This is a genomic window from Bradyrhizobium sp. UFLA03-84 (assembly GCF_002289535.1).
GTDB lineage: Bacteria > Pseudomonadota > Alphaproteobacteria > Rhizobiales > Xanthobacteraceae > Bradyrhizobium > Bradyrhizobium viridifuturi.
The window spans coordinates 21,740-36,350 of sequence record NZ_NSJY01000017.1; the positions used below are offsets into that span (position 1 = coordinate 21,740).

Consider the following 14,611-nt stretch of genomic DNA (forward strand, 5'->3'; position numbering starts at 1 on the left):
ACGCCGCCGTGGTCACGCGGTCTTGCTTGCAATTTCTTCCAATGATCGGCCGCGCGTCGGCACGCCCATCAGCACGACGGTGAGCGCGCCGATCAGGAGGACCGATGTGGTGACGCCGAACACGCCGGCAAAGCCGAAATTCGGGTAGAGGTAGCCGACCAGGATGGGCGCTGCGATCGCGCCGATGCGGCCGATCGCGGATGCGAGCCCGGCCCCTGTGGTGCGGATCGATGTCGGGAACACTTCGGCCGTGTAGGCATAGACCCCCGCATAGGTGCCGTTCATGAAGAACGACAGCAGCAGGCCGGCCGTCATGATCTCGCCGTCGCTCTTGGCAAAGGCGAGCCCGAGCGCGCTGACGCCGCCGAGCAGCATGTAGGTCGCGATCGTCGCCTGCCGTCCGACCCGCTCATTGAAGAAGGCGGCGGTGAAATAGCCCGGCACCTGCGCGCAGTACATCGCGAGCGAATAACCGAAGCTCTTGGTGATGCTCATGCCGTTCTGCACCAGGAGGCCCGGAATCCAGACGAAGAACGAGTAGTAGCTGAACGTGATCGATAGCCACATGATCCAGGTCATGGTGGTGATGCGGGCCTGGCGGCCGGCCAGCAGCGCCGCAAAATTGCTCAGCAGCGTCCCCGACGATACGGCCGGCAGCGCGGGCTCGGGGACCGGAGCCGGCAGCACCCGGCCCTGGCGCGCGAAGCTCGCCTCGATCTTGTCGAGCACCGCTTCGGCCTCGTTCGCCCTGCCGCGGCTTTCCAGCCAGCGCGGCGATTCCGGCAGCGACCTCCTCCACCACAGCAGCATCACGACCGGCACCGCGGTGATGACGAGCACGATGCGCCAGCCGTTCTCATAGGCCGGCACGATGAAATAGCCGAGCAACGCGGCGGCGACGAAGCCGAAGGAGAAGAAGCCGGCGAGTGCCCCGGTGAAGGCGCCGCGGTAACGCCGCGCCACGAATTCCGCGAGGTATGGCGCGATGATCGCGCTCTCCGCACCGGTGCCCATGCCGGCGACCACGCGGGCGGCGAAGAACGCCGGCCAGCTGTCGACCGCCGCGCTGACCAGCGAGGCCACGCTGTAGAGTGCAAGCGCCGACATCATCACCGCGCGGCGGCCGATCAGGTCGCCGAGCATCCCCGCCAGCAGCGCGCCAAACAGATAACCGACGAAGGTGCTGCTGCCGAGCACGCCGGTCTCGACATTGGTCAGGTTCCAGGCGGTGCGCAGCACCGGCAGGATGAACGCCAGCACCGCGGCATCCATCGCGTCGAACAGATAGCCGAGGCCGCCCATCAGCAGCAGGTGCACATGGAAACGCGCGAACGGCAGGCGCTCGATGCGCGCCGAGATCATCGACATGAAATAGCCCCCCTCCGCCCCGCGGTCGGCACACACCACGGGGTCGGTCAGGGGAATGATAGACAAATCGACATTATGGGAATAATTTATAATCGTTATCTAGTACATCACCGCTGTGAATATTGCCGTGTCCTTCCGCACGCTCGACCTCAACCTGCTCAAAGTCTTCGAGGCGCTGATGACCGAGGGCAGCGTCACCCGCGCAGCGAGCGCGCTGACGATGACCCAGCCCGCGGTCAGCAACGCGCTCGCGAGGCTGCGCGACGCGCTCGGCGATCCCCTGTTCGTCAGATCCGGCACCGGAATCCGCCCGACCCAGCGGGCCGTGGCATTGTGGGATCCGATCGGCGGCGCCCTGGAAAGCATCCGCGGCGCGCTCGACGAGAAGGTGTTCGATTCACGCAGCGCGCAGATCGAGTTCAGCCTGTCGATGTCGGACTATGTGGCGTCGCTGGTGACGCCGGCTCTGTTGAACCGCTTTGCCGAGATGGCGCCGACCGCGCGCCTGCGCACTGCGCCGAACACCATCATCGGGATCGCCGACCAGCTCGAGGACAACCGGGTCGATTGCGTGCTGAGCGTCTATGTCAACGAGGCCCAGCATCCGGGACTGATCCGTTCGCGTTCGCTGTGGACGGTCGACTATGCCTGCTTCATGCGGCGCGATCACCCGCTTGCGAACCGGAACCGGCTGAACGTCCGCAGCTTCCTCAACGCCAAGCACGTCGATGTGAGCCTCGCCGGCCGGACGGCACCGACCTACGACCAGTTCCTCGCCTCGCGCGGGCTGTCGCGCAACCTGGTCGCCATCGTCAATCACTACAACGCCGCCTACGAGATCGTCCGCCAGTCCGATCTGATCGCCGTGCTGCCGCGCGATCTCAGCGCGCAGTCCCGCCAGGCGCCCCATCTCCACGCCGTGCCGGTGCCGCTGCCGGCGCCGCCGCGCATCGTCAGCCTGTTCTGGCATCAGCGCAACGACACCGTGCCCGCGCAGCGCTGGCTGCGCGAGACGCTGGTAGAGCTGTTCGGGCGGATGGCGTGAACCGGCACAGCGCGTGTTCCCATCAGGTCGATGTGGGCGCGGGCTCGATCGATGCATCATCCGTAGCGGGCAATGGGACGCTTCGCGCCAGCGGACGTCCAAATAGCCGACGCAGCGCCAGATAGCTCAGCGCTGCCACGCCGATCCCCGTGAGCCACGACAAATCGACCCCGCCGGTCGCAAGCGCCAGGGGACCTTGCATCGCCTTGATCGTGCCCATCTGGAAGGCCCACGCCGCGACGAAGCCGGCAGCAAAGGCGATCAGCCCGGCCCAGTTGAAATCACGACCCCTGCCCGGCTCCTCGTAGAGCGATGGGATATCGATCCGGCCGCGTCGCACGAGGTAGAAGTCGGCGAGCGTGACCCCGGCCCATGGGCTGATCCAGACGATCAGGGCGACCATGAAGTTGTCGAAGGCATGGGCAAAGTCGCCTGATTGCAGGAACGCGTAGAGGATCGCGGAGGCGATCAGGCCTGATGCCACCGAGATCACCCAGCGCGGCCGCCGCAGATCGAGCGCGAGCGACGACAGCGCCGCCGAATAGATCACGACGATGTTGGTTGCGATCGGGCCATGGAGCAGCACCAGCAGCACCGGCAGCGCCATGGTGCCGAATGCCGCGATGATCAGCTTCGACGGATCTGAGCCGGCGCCGGCGGACGCGATCGCCGCGCCCAGGAAGGCGAGCCAGACCGTCGGGACGAACATGCCGAGAAATGTCGCCCGGAACACCTTGGCGGCGCCAAGCGAGGGCCTGGTGAAGCGTGTATAGTCGGACGCGTAGGTAAGCCACGAGATGCCCCAGCCGATGCCGATCGCGGTCATCAGCTGCGTCGCCGCGGCGAACGCCGGCATGCCGGTCACGGCAGCGGACTGCCATTTGATGTCGACGCGCAGGAAAGCCAGCGCGGTCATGACAGCCATGATCAGCAGGATGACCGGCATGGTGTAGCGCTCAAACACCTTGATGGCATTGAAGCCCCAGGCCGCGATGCCGACCTGGAACAGCATCACCAGCACCGCGATCGCGTATTTGAGCTCGACGCCACCACCGATTCCCATCCGCTCGAGCGCGGCCATGCAGAGGTCGAGCACGATCCAGGTGTTGATCGCGACCCATCCCATCGGCATCAGCACCTGTGCGAGCGCCGGCAGATAGGCGCCCCGCCGGCCGAACGCGAGCCGGCCGAGCACCATCTGCGGCACGCCAGTGCGGTGTCCCATCAGGCAGAAGGCGGCAAACAGCGCCGCGCCGAACAGATTGCCGACGACGATGACGGCAAGCGTTTGCAGCAGGCTCAGGCCGAGCTGGATGCCGAGCGCGCCCAGCACCCAGTTGATCGGCGCAATATTTGCGCCGGTCCAGATCCAGAACTGATCTGATGGTGACGACGTGCGGTGCGCCGCCGGCACCGGCTCAATTCCGTGGGCATCGAAGCCGGCTTCATCCTGCGCCGGAAGCTGTGTCTGCTTGAGCAACATGTTTCCCCCGTTTGTCCGGCGCATTGGTTTGGGCCGGGATGGGGCATCTGAGCAGCAGGCGGCGATGAGACGATAATGAGAATTCCTCAAGCCGGGTTGAGACCATATCGAGAGTGAAGCCTGCATTGCGGATATGGACAAATCAGGCTGCGACGAAGCCCGCACACCGCGTCAAAAACGGCGCGCCGCTTCACTGTTGAGATTTTCTCAACTCGCCTGCCGGATTCGTCAATCACGCCGCAGGCCGCACTCGGTCATTCTGAGTTCGACGCGTTGCCCCAATCAGCCGAGGCCAGGAATGACGACCCTTCTGCATATCGATGCCAGCCCGCGCGGCGACCGCTCGGTCAGCCGAAAGCTCTCCAAATCGTTTGTCGAGCACTGGCTCACGCACGAGCCAGGCGCTACGATCATCTCGCGCGACGTCGGCCGCGATCCGCCGCCCCTCATCACGGAGGCATGGGTCGCCGCGGCCTTCACCGCGCCCGCCGACCGCACCGCCGAGCAGCGCGACGAGCTTCGCCTCTCCGACGAGTTGATCGCTGAACTTGAACGCGCCAACGTGATCGTGATCGGGGCGCCGATGCACAATTACGGCATGCCGGCGGCGCTGAAGTCATGGTTCGACAAGGTGATCCGGATCGACAAGACCTTCAGCTTCGATCTCGCGCGCGGCGACTTTCCGCTCGAGCCGATCATGCGCGGCAAGACGCTGGTGGTGCTGAGCTCGCGCGGCGAATTCGGTTTCGGCCCCGGCGGGGTGCGGGAGACCATGAACCATCTGGAAACCCATATCTTCACCTGCGCCCACTATCTCGGGGTGCAGGAGAGCCATCTGATCGCCGTCGACTATCAGGAGTTCAACGATGAGCGCCACCGCCGGTCGCTCGCCGACGCCTTTGCGGCGATCCCGGTGCTGGTCCGGCAGTGTCTTGGAATCGACGAGACTGTTAATGTCGCGGCGGAATGATGCGCCCCGGTCTGCTGGCTGTGCGAGGATGAACCGATGATACGCAATCCCATCCCCTGGCCGAACGGCGCGCGCTGTGCCTGCGCGATCACCTTCGACGTCGACGCCGACAGTCTGATCCACATCGCCCGGCCAAAGGATTCGTTCGACCGGCTGTATCCGATCACGATGGGACGATACGGACCGACCGTCGGCGTGCCGCGCATCCTTGAGACCTATCGCCGCCTCGGCCTCAAGCAGTCGTTCTTCATGCCGGCCTGGACCATGCAGCGCTATCCCGAGGCGGTGGAAGCGATCCTGAAAGCGGGCCACGAGATCGGCCATCACGGCTACATTCATGAGGATCCGACGGAAATTTCCTCGGCGGCGCAGCGCGAAGCCTTCGAACGCGCGCTCGCCATTCATGTCGCGATGACCGGACGCAAGCCGCGTGGCTACCGCGCGCCGGTCTACAACGCCAACCAGGCCACGATCGATCTTCTGATCGCGCATGGCTTTGTCTACGATTCGTCGCTGATGGCCGACGACATCCCGTATCAGATGCGCACCGCACGCGGATCGCTCTACGAGATGCCGCCGCACTGGGGATCGGACGATTGGCCGCCTTTCGCCCACTACGCGGAGATCGGCTACATGATGCCGGTCAAATCGCCGAGCGAAGGGCTGGCCGCCTCCTTCGAGGAGTTCGAGGCCGCCTATGAGGCCGGTGGATTCTGGATGGGGATCTGGCACCCGTTCCTGACCGGCCGGCTTGCCCGCTGGCAAGTGGTGGAGCGCTGGCTCGAGCGGATCGTTGCCGAGCGCAAGGTCTGGTTCGCATCGCTCGAGGATATCGCCGCGCATCTCGACAGCCTGGTCAAGGCAGGCACCTACCAGGTCCGCGTCGAGACCCTGCCCTATTTCACGCAGCCCGTGTCATGACCTGTTCTGGCGTTGCGCGAAATGCGGCAGCCTCTGCGCGCAGCCAGTCGATGAATGCCGTCACTGATTTGCGCCGGGCAGAGCTTGGCGCATCCACCAGGCGATAGGCGAAGCCCGCAAGCGCGGGTCCGTCGAGCCGGCGCAGCGTGCCCTCGCGCAACTGCTCGTCCACCAGCGCATCGCTGCACAACAGCGGTCCGAGCCCGCGCTCGGCGGCATGCAATGCCAGCGGCTCCTCGCTGTACCAGGAGATGCGGAAGTCGCGGCCGGGATCATGATCAGCGCCGGCCAGCCAGGCCGACCACGACGGCGAATCCAGCGCGGCGTTCTTCCAGCGGAACGCCAGCAGCGAGCGCGAACGGACGTCGTCAATCGCTGGACGGGCACCGGGCGGACAGATCGCGCTTGCCGCAACCGCAATGTAGCGATCGCTGAACAGCACCGACGGCTCGCCGGCGCGGTCAACGCGTCCGTAGCGAATGGTCAGATCGACGCCCTCGGTGCCCGGTGTCCTCACCTCCTCGGTCGCATCGATGTGGACCACGAACTGAGGAAATGCCGCATTGAAGCGCACGAGCCGTGGCATCAGCCAGCGCTCGGCAAAGGCCCGCGTGGTGGAGACGGTGATCGCATCGCCATCGGCCGGCGGCCGGATCGCGGCAAACGCGCTCGCCATCCGGTCGAAGCCGTCGCGCAGCAATGGAAACACCGCATGGCCCTCGGCGGTCAGCACGACCGCGCGGCCGGAGCGCTCGAACAGCTTGTGCCCGAGAATCGCTTCGAGTTGCCGGACCTGGTGGCTGATCGCCGTGACCGTGACGCAGAGCTCGTTGGCGGCGGCGGTGAAGCTTTCGTGGCGCGCCGCGGCCTCGAAGGCGCGGACGGCATTGAGCGGCGGTAGTTTGCGCATGATCGGTTCTCCACGCGGCCGCGTCAGGCGATGAGAAAATGCGCGTCTGTCGGCCGCATGTCGTTGACCGGCACCATGTCTTGCGGACAGGCGGAAAACACGATGACCAGGTCCATCTCGGCACGCAGCGCCACATACTGCCCGGCCTCGCTGACCGGTGGCTTGAAGTCCAACTCTCCATTGTCGGCGACGGGCACGTTCATGAACAGATTGAGCGGCGCCGGTGTCACCGCTGCCGACAGGCCGACGCTTTCGAGCGCATGCGCCAGATTACGCGTGCAATTGTCGTGATGGCCGACGGCGCCGAGCTGACGATAGCGATGAATGTCGCATGCCGCGATCAGCGTGTCATGGATGCCTGGGCTCGTGTCGGCGACGAAGGTAAGGATCGCACGGCGTCGGTTGGTGGTCAGCGTATCGCCGACGCGCGGAATCAGCCGCAGCATCGATGCGCGGCTGTGCTCCATCGACATGAACTCGCCGGTGTCGCCGGCGTTGAAGGCCCAGGTGTCGACCACCTGCTTGCCATGGGTGTTGACCACGGTGACGGTTTCTCCCGCTTTCAGGCGGGCCGCCACGCCGTTGCGGGCTGGGATCAGGCGGGCGCGGGTCAGGTCGGCGGTTGCGGCGGTCACGTGATGTCTCCTCGAGGCTCTGTCGCGCAATTGGAGCACCGCCGCTCATGTAATTCTAATAATATTAATTGTGTCCATTATAACGTATTCGTATAGTCGATCCATGCGCCTCAGACAGCTTGAATGCTTCCGCGCCCTGATGCTCCACGGCACCATGACGAGAGCGGCCGAACTGCTCGGCATGTCGCAGCCCGGGATCAGCACGATGATCGCGGGCCTCGAGCACGAGACGGGCCTTAACCTGTTCGTGCGGCGCGGCGGCCGCCTGCAACCGACCCCGGAAGCCAAGCTGTTCTATGTCGAGGCGGCGCGCGCACTCGAAGCTGCCGAGAACGCCTCCCGCGTCGCCGCCGAGATCAGGTCCGGCCGGCGCGGTCATCTCGCGATCGCCGCCTATCCGAGCATCTCGATCAATCTGCTGCCGCGGCTGCTGTCGCAGTTCGCCAGGAACAAGCCCGAGCTGCAGATCAAGATCATCACGCGGAATTCCGCGACCGTCCGCGAGCTGATCTCGACGCAGCAATTCGATCTCGCGGTCGCCGAACTGCCGCTCGACTATCCGACCTCGCACATGGAGGTGTTCTCATATGACTGCATGTGCATGCTGCCGCATGCGCATCCACTCGCGAAGCTGAAGCAGATCACCCCTGATAATCTCGACGGCGTTCCGTTCGTGACGCTGTTCCGCGGCGACCCGACCTACCAGCAGCTGGCGTCGGCCTTCTCCGAATACGGCACACGCTGGAACGTCGTCGCAGAGACGGAATTCTTCTCGACCGCGTGCCAGCTCGTCGCTGAGGGCCGTGGCGTCGGTATTGTCGATCCGGTGGTGAGCAAGCCGTTCACCGAGGGCCTTGTCGTTCGTCCGTTCAAGCCGAGGATCCAGTACCAGATCGCGATCCTCTCCCCAACGCACGAAGCGCCCTCCCAGGTGGCGCGGGACTTCGCCGGCCTGCTCCGGCGCGCGCTGCGGGCGTGAAGATCGGATCGCACCCAGCTATGGATTGTTGCCAGTCCTGAACGTCTTGACCGGACGCCGCAGCATCATGCGGACTGACGATCGCGCGATACCGTGTCACCACGCGGCCTCGCACGATCGAGCCTTTTCACGTGCTAGCCGGAGCCCGACGCAAGCGCCGCAGGCCACGGATCGCATCGCGCGCCGGCACCTCGAGCACGAAATGCGCGCCGATCGACACGACGACGGTCGTGCCGGCCAGCAGGCCGAAAATCGTCGGGGACCAAGTGTCGAGCGGGCCGAACCGCATCATGAACGTGGTCAGGATGATGAAATGCGTCATATAGATCGAATAGGAGATGATGCCGAGAAAGTGCATCGGCCTCGATCCGAGCAGCCGTGAGCTGAGCGAATCCTCGCCGGTCCCGGCGAGCACCACGAGCGGCCACACGAACACCGGCATCTGCGGGTTGATCAGGCCACGATAGGCCAGCAGCACAATGAGCGCGACGGCGCACCAGATCAGGCCGGAAAATCGCGTGCACGCGGCGTGAAGCCCGTCCCGGCGCTGGAAGCTCGCGAACACGAGCCAGCCCGACACGAATCCGCAGGTTGCCCGCACCAGCGGGACCCAATAGCTCAACTGGTTTTCCGGGACGCTCAGACCGATGCTGCCCTCAAAATAGTAGCGAGCGAACAGCCAAAAGCCGGCGCCGGAGCAAAGCACGATGCCGAGAAACCTGGTGGCAACCGTGGACGGTGCGTTCCGGAACAACAGCACCGGGAACAGCACGACATAGCAGAACCACTCGGCCGACAGCGACCAGGCCGGCGCGTCCCAGTGCATGCCGGTACCGATCACCGGCCACGCATTCAGCTTGGCGAGCTGCAACGCGAAGTCCAGGGCAGCTCGGCCGGCGGGATAGGTGACTGGATCAACCAGGCGCGGCCACACGTAGAGCGCGCCGGCGGAGATCAGGCAGACCAAGTAAAGCGGATAGACGCGGGCAATGCGCGCCGTCAGATAGTCTGAAAAGCGGAACGTCTCGCGGCTGTAGACATAGGACAGCGTGAATCCGCTGAGGCAAAAAAACAGGTCGACGGCGTTGTGCCACATGAATGCGGCGCCGGCATTGGCGGGAAAGGCATTGTTGAAATGAGCGAGAGCAACGGCCATGGCGGCTGCCCCTCGCAGCCCGGTTAACGCCCGTAGCTCATGCCGCATTCCCGCGCCCTTGCCTCGCGGGCTTTCCCGCGTAAGGGCAAGAATTTACCACTTCTGGTAGTGCAAACACAACTAGCGCGATGGTGGTGTCCACTTAAACTTTAGGTGGAGTGGATGCGGCGATGATCCGCTCGCCGCGGTCGAAGCGGTATTTCACCTGGTCCATGCCTGCTGGCGGCGCCACGTCGAAGTTGGCCTCGGTACGGGTCATGGGCGTCAGTCGTGCGGGCGACGAGCTACGTGAGAAGTTGTAGAAGCCCGGCTCCTACGGCATGGCCATGCGGATCCGCACAGAACAGTCTATGCTGCGGCCGTGGCAACTGCCGCGGTGCCAGCCCTCACGAACCGCCTTCTCGCATATCCGATCAGGGGCGCCTCGATCAGGAGCCAGCTGATCTCGGCGAACACACAGACTGCCAGGAACGCCAAAACTGCCGCATAGCGGTCCAAGCCAAGGTCAAGGGAGACATCGAGCGCGATTCTGTGGAAGAGGTACAACGCGTAGCAGCGTCGACCCATCCAGATCAGCGGATATAGCAACACCGGGACGTTCGCGGCAGTGCTCGACCAAACGGCGGCGCAACAGATCAGCGCGACGACCGAGAGCGGAATCGCCGAACTGCCGAAGGCAACGACATAGGCGACGTCGTAAAGCGGCACCACGCAGGCCAGGACCGCCCACAGCGTCGGCGATCGGCAGTAGCCGCGCAGATAACAGGCGAGCAGCACGCCGCCGAACAACTCATCCATCGACGCCGGCATCAGGAACAGCCGCCAAGAATGCCCGGGCAAATGGGCCGCACACGTCCAGCGATAGACCGGCGCGAGCAGAACGCCGCACCAGAGCAGGCGAACCAGCCACCGCCTCGGCAGGTAGGCGATCAGCAGCGGCAGCATGAGATAAAACTGCTCCTCGTTCGCCAGCGACCAGGTGACGTCAGCTCCCGCATCGTAGGTGTAGCCGAACTGCAGCCACGCCAGCTGCTGCATGAAAAGGAGATAATAGTGCCAATGATAGGGTCGCGTGATCAGGAGCAGGAGCCAGTACAGCGGCAGGATCCGAAATGCGCGGCGGCCATAGAAGGAGGAGAAGTAGCCCAGCTGGTCGCGGCTATCGAGCAGGATACCGCCGATCAGAAAGCCGCTCAGAACGAAGAATAGGTCGACGCCGAAAATGCCGAGCGCAAACCCGCCGTAGTGGCAGGCGACGACCAGCGAAATGGCGAGGCCGCGAAGCGCGTCAAGCGATTCGGAACGGTCGGACGGGCTGCGCAGCGGTCCAGAATTGACCACTAAAAGATTCCAGATTGTGCAAATGGCGGAAAATGTACCATTGCACTTCCGGGTCGAGTCAATGGAGCCGTCCACCCGTTACTTTGCGGGGATCGGTTTCCAGTGGGGATCCTTCCGCACGCCGCGGTCGAAGCAGCGGTATTGCTCCTCGCTCCATGCCTGCTGCCGAGGCCAAGCCGCGAAGTCGGCGTCAGTGCGCGTTGCCAGGAAGACATCCCGCTCGATGGATGCTCACAATTGCGGGTCGCATCGGGACAATCAGAGCGATTACGGGGAATTCGGGATGATCAGGTAGGCCTATTGCCGCCTGACGCGAACGGTGATGTTGGCGCGGATGGTGGAATTGGCGCGCGTCAGACGCAGCCCGCCTTCGCCCTTTGGGCTCGGCGCGGCAGCCTTCCCTCAATTCGCTACGATAGAGTTTTGCTGGCTTGCCTAGCCGTAGCTCGCGAAGCGAGCGAAGGCTGGTGGGGGAGGCAGGACTCGAACCTGCGAAGCCATGAGGCGGCTGATTTACAGTCAGCTCCCTTTGCCACTCGGGACACTCCCCCGTCCAACAGCATCAGACCGGCCGCGCGAGTGGCGGCGGACCGGGTCATCGAAATGACGCTGATAACCGCGTCGGCCCCGAAGCGGGTGCGCGGTCGGGCGCGTTTATGGGGGAAGGCGGTCCCCAAAGTCAACCAAGCGGGAGCGCAATTTGCTGCTTAAATTGCCATTCTGCGACACCCGTGACACAAGCCTCACATGAGCGAGCGCGACCGCAGACCCAATTTCCGAGGCAAGGGCGGTAAACCCTTCCAAAAAGGGCCGAAATTCGCCCGCCCGCAGGGCCGGCGGGAACGGGAATCCGGTTCCGACGGGCCGGTGATTCTGTACGGCTGGCACACGGTGGCGGCCGCACTTGCCAACCCGGACCGGCAGATCCGCAAGCTTTACCTCACCGAGAACGCGGCGCGGCGGCTCGCCGAGGAAACCATCGCGACCCGCGTCACCCCGGAGATCGTCCGGCCCGGCGACCTCGACCGCCGCCTCACCCCCGATGCCGTGCATCAGGGCCTCCTGGCGGAGGCCGATCCCCTGCCCTCGCCCGATATCGACACGCTGGCGCAGGAGGGCATCGTGCTGGTGCTCGACCAGATCACCGACCCGCACAATGTCGGCGCCATCCTGCGCTCGGCGGCGGCATTCGCGGTGAAGGCGATCGTCACCACCGCCCGCCACAGCCCGGAGGCGACCGGCGTGCTGGCGAAGTCGGCCTCCGGCGCGCTCGAGCTGGTGCCTGTTGTCACCGTGCAGAATCTGGCGCGCGCACTGAACGAACTGAACGAGCACGGCTTCCAGACCGTCGGCCTCGACAGCGAGGGCTCGGAAGATCTCGGCAAGGTTCCGTTGCAGCAGCCGCTCGCTCTGGTGCTCGGCGCCGAAGGCAAGGGCCTGCGGCAATTGACGCGCGAGACCTGCCGCGTGGTCGCCCGCCTCGACATGCCCGGCCAGATCAAGAGCCTGAACGTATCGAACGCCGCGGCGCTCGCGCTCTATATCGGCGCCAGTCGGCTCGGGCTGATGGGTTAGCTTGATATCGCGATGGGCCGCGGCGCTTGATGGGCCGCAGCGCTTGCGGTCCGGGGCGCTTACGGACAGCGCCTGCACAATTTCGGAATATTAGAAAAATACCCCTGATTTGCCCGACGTGTCAAGTCGCCCTGTCGAACGCCGATCCGCTGGCTCCTTTGCATGGGGTTGTTTTCGATATTTTGGCGGCGCGCACCTGCGGAGGCCGCTAGCGGGGATGCGGCCGAAGCGACCCGACTTCAATCGTCAAACGAACAGCGCCCGCTCGCGTCGCGCGAACGGGCGCTGATGTCTTCGACAGATCGCCGGATCAGTAATAGCGGCGCAGCACGCGGTGGCCATAGTGATAGGCCGGCGCGCGATGCGCGTAGCCATAGCGATAGCCGTAGTGATGGCGGTAACCGTAGTGACGGTAGCCATAGTGGCGATAACCGTAATACGGACGGCCATAGCCTTGGCGGTAGTACGGACGCGGCGCCCAATTGCCCGGGCCGGTGTAGGCCGGTCCCTGGTTGACGTAGTAGTACTGCTGAGCCGTGTCGGGATAGGCCGCATCCGGGTCGGGCAGGCGTTCGACCGCGCCGTAACCGCCATAGCCATAGCCGTAGCCACCGCAACCGCCGCAGCCGTAGTTCACGACGGGCGCGGAATAGCCGCACGGGTTGAAGCCGCACGCCATTGCGGGTGCGGCCACCAGGACGGCCACTGCCGCAATCAGTCCTTTGATCATTTGACGCATTACTCTCTCCTGTAAATCTTGCCTGTAGGTCTTGTTGTCGTCGCGTAGCTCTTGATGGCTATGAAGGGCCCTCTGTCCGAGGGCTCCTGATCTAGGGGCCTCTCGGTCGCGGTGGCCGCATCGGCGGACCCGGCACCGGCCGCGGCCCGTTGAATTGCGGTGCATAGATCACCGGCGGCGGATCGACCGGCACGTTGGACTGCGCCGGCAGCGGCGCGGATTGCGCCCCCCACGATTGGTGATAGCTCTCGGCCGGCTGAGGCAGCCGGCGGTTGGCCGGCGGCTCGATCTCGAGGCGGCCGTAACCCGGCATGTGGCCGAGGCTCGGATAATAATGGCCGACGTTCGGCACCGGATCGATCGGGCGGCCGCCATAGACGGTCGGCACCAGCGATTCGTTGCGGGCAAGCCCCATCGCGCTTTCGACCACGGCATAGGAGGCGTCGACGCCGTTGATGATGATCGGCACGCCGGGGCGGTTGGGCACAACAATGTCGAAGCCGCCGCCGGCCAGCGCCGTCGAGGTCATCGCAGCCAATATCGCCAGCGCAAGACTTCCGCGCATGTTCACCCAGCGTCCCGAATTGTTCCAGGAGCAGCCTAATCCAACGGCTTGGCGGAAGGGTTAAGGACGCCGGCCAAACTGGCGGTAAGCCTAACGCGTAAGCATCGGCATCCGGTCAATGCGGCCGAGCGGGATCAGAAATCGTTAACGGCCGCGCTGAGCGAGCCCGTGTCAGGTAAAGGCGTTCGCGACGATCGAGTGGACGCCGATTGCAATCGTTACCGCACCGACCGCCAGTTGCAGGCCGCGATTGGCCCAGGTCAGCCAGCGCGCCGAGGCTGCGAGCGGCACCGCGATCACGCTGGACAGCACGCCCATGCCGATCATCGAGCCGACACCGAACAGCGCGACATAGCCAAGTCCGATCGCCGGGCTCGGCGCCTGCGACACCGTCAGCACCAACAGCGCCGCCGATCCGGCCATGCCGTGCATCAGGCCGACCAGCAGCGTGCGCCAGCGGAAGCCGTGCGCGTGGCTGTGCGCGGCGCTGACATGGGGTAGCGTCTCGCCCGCGTGGCTATGGGCGTGGAAGTGCGTCGTGTCGCCATGCGAATGACTGTGGAAGTGCACGCGGTCGCGCCACAGCCGCCACCACACATGCGCGCCGAGACCGACCAGCATGACGCCGACCGCGGTCTCGATCGGCTGCGAAACCGTTTCGGGGATCGCCCGACCGAGTACGATCGCGACGCCGGCAAAAATGAACAGCGTCAGCGTGTGACCGAGCCCCCAGGTCAGGCCATGCTTGACGATGTCACCGACATGGGTCCGGCGCGCCGCGATGCTCGATACCGCTGCGATGTGATCCGGCTCCAGCGCGTGCTGCATGCCGAGCAGAAAGCCAAGACTCAAGATTCCGAACATCAATCCCCCGCGCCGGCGCCGACATCAGTCGAACACCGCTGTACATGCAATTCCCGTCGA

At 64.8% G+C, this 14,611-nt stretch carries 14 protein-coding genes and 1 tRNA gene; 5 read left to right on the forward strand and 10 right to left on the reverse strand.

Annotation, left to right across the window (positions count from 1 at the left end):
• Window positions 1-12: 12 nt before the first annotated feature.
• A complete protein-coding gene (locus CK489_RS32660) occupies window positions 13-1,368 on the reverse strand; it encodes an MFS transporter (protein WP_095735697.1) in 1,356 nt (451 codons plus the stop codon).
• A gap of 121 nt (window positions 1,369-1,489) precedes the next feature.
• Between CK489_RS32660 and CK489_RS32665 the strand changes: the two genes are divergently transcribed.
• Window positions 1,490-2,413: a LysR family transcriptional regulator gene (locus tag CK489_RS32665; protein ID WP_095735698.1), complete on the forward strand. Its 924-nt coding sequence runs from the start codon at window positions 1,490-1,492 to the stop codon at window positions 2,411-2,413.
• A gap of 22 nt (window positions 2,414-2,435) precedes the next feature.
• On the opposite strand, the gene CK489_RS32670 is transcribed toward CK489_RS32665, so the two are convergent.
• Window positions 2,436-3,896 carry a purine-cytosine permease family protein gene (locus CK489_RS32670; protein WP_095735229.1) on the reverse strand — a complete coding sequence of 487 codons (1,461 nt, stop codon included), beginning with the start codon at window positions 3,894-3,896 and terminating at the stop codon, window positions 2,436-2,438.
• Window positions 3,897-4,194: 298 nt separating this feature from the next.
• Here CK489_RS32670 and CK489_RS32675 point away from each other — a divergent pair, with 298 nt between their 5' ends.
• Both CK489_RS32675 and CK489_RS32680 read left to right on the forward strand, forming a co-directional pair.
• Complete coding sequence (locus CK489_RS32675) at window positions 4,195-4,866, forward strand: FMN-dependent NADH-azoreductase (RefSeq protein ID WP_095735230.1); 672 nt, start codon at window positions 4,195-4,197, stop codon at window positions 4,864-4,866.
• Between the two features lie 36 nt (window positions 4,867-4,902).
• Window positions 4,903-5,787, forward strand: a complete 885-nt coding sequence (locus CK489_RS32680; protein WP_095735231.1) for a polysaccharide deacetylase family protein — start codon at window positions 4,903-4,905, stop codon at window positions 5,785-5,787.
• On the opposite strand, the gene CK489_RS32685 is transcribed toward CK489_RS32680, so the two are convergent.
• Together CK489_RS32685 and CK489_RS32690 are read right to left on the reverse strand one after the other, a co-directional pair.
• Window positions 5,768-6,697, reverse strand: a complete 930-nt coding sequence (locus CK489_RS32685; protein ID WP_095735232.1) for a LysR family transcriptional regulator — start codon at window positions 6,695-6,697, stop codon at window positions 5,768-5,770. The two genes, CK489_RS32680 and CK489_RS32685, sit on opposite strands and share 20 nt — an antisense overlap.
• A gap of 23 nt (window positions 6,698-6,720) precedes the next feature.
• Window positions 6,721-7,332, reverse strand: a complete 612-nt coding sequence (locus CK489_RS32690) for a DUF1989 domain-containing protein (RefSeq protein WP_095735233.1) — start codon at window positions 7,330-7,332, stop codon at window positions 6,721-6,723.
• Between the two features lie 103 nt (window positions 7,333-7,435).
• On the opposite strand from CK489_RS32690, the gene CK489_RS32695 reads away from it, so the two are divergent.
• On the forward strand, window positions 7,436-8,311 hold the full coding sequence (locus tag CK489_RS32695; protein WP_095735234.1) for a LysR family transcriptional regulator: 876 nt from the start codon (window positions 7,436-7,438) through the stop codon (window positions 8,309-8,311).
• A gap of 127 nt (window positions 8,312-8,438) precedes the next feature.
• Here the strand turns inward: CK489_RS32695 and CK489_RS32700 are convergent, their stop codons facing one another.
• From CK489_RS32700 to CK489_RS32710, 3 genes are all read right to left on the reverse strand, one after another.
• On the reverse strand, window positions 8,439-9,515 hold the full coding sequence (locus tag CK489_RS32700; RefSeq protein WP_095735235.1) for an acyltransferase family protein: 1,077 nt from the start codon (window positions 9,513-9,515) through the stop codon (window positions 8,439-8,441).
• Between the two features lie 300 nt (window positions 9,516-9,815).
• The gene (locus tag CK489_RS32705) at window positions 9,816-10,883 is read right to left on the reverse strand and encodes an acyltransferase family protein (RefSeq protein ID WP_095735236.1); all 1,068 of its coding nucleotides are present in this window, start codon (window positions 10,881-10,883) and stop codon (window positions 9,816-9,818) included.
• Between the two features lie 390 nt (window positions 10,884-11,273).
• Window positions 11,274-11,359: transfer RNA gene (locus CK489_RS32710), tRNA-Tyr, on the reverse strand.
• Between the two features lie 196 nt (window positions 11,360-11,555).
• Here CK489_RS32710 and rlmB point away from each other — a divergent pair.
• Complete coding sequence (rlmB, locus tag CK489_RS32715) at window positions 11,556-12,383, forward strand: 23S rRNA (guanosine(2251)-2'-O)-methyltransferase RlmB (protein WP_095735237.1); 828 nt, start codon at window positions 11,556-11,558, stop codon at window positions 12,381-12,383.
• A 310-nt stretch (window positions 12,384-12,693) separates the two neighbouring features.
• Here rlmB and CK489_RS32720 read toward each other — a convergent pair whose 3' ends face one another.
• The 3 genes from CK489_RS32720 to CK489_RS32730 form a co-directional block, all read right to left on the reverse strand.
• On the reverse strand, window positions 12,694-13,122 hold the full coding sequence (locus CK489_RS32720) for a hypothetical protein (protein ID WP_198961082.1): 429 nt from the start codon (window positions 13,120-13,122) through the stop codon (window positions 12,694-12,696).
• A gap of 91 nt (window positions 13,123-13,213) precedes the next feature.
• A complete protein-coding gene (locus CK489_RS32725; RefSeq protein WP_095735239.1) occupies window positions 13,214-13,687 on the reverse strand; it encodes a hypothetical protein in 474 nt (157 codons plus the stop codon).
• 171 nt (window positions 13,688-13,858) lie between these two features.
• Window positions 13,859-14,551, reverse strand: coding sequence for a HoxN/HupN/NixA family nickel/cobalt transporter (locus CK489_RS32730; RefSeq protein WP_050625637.1), 693 nt, complete (start codon window positions 14,549-14,551; stop codon window positions 13,859-13,861).
• Window positions 14,552-14,611 lie beyond the last annotated feature (60 nt).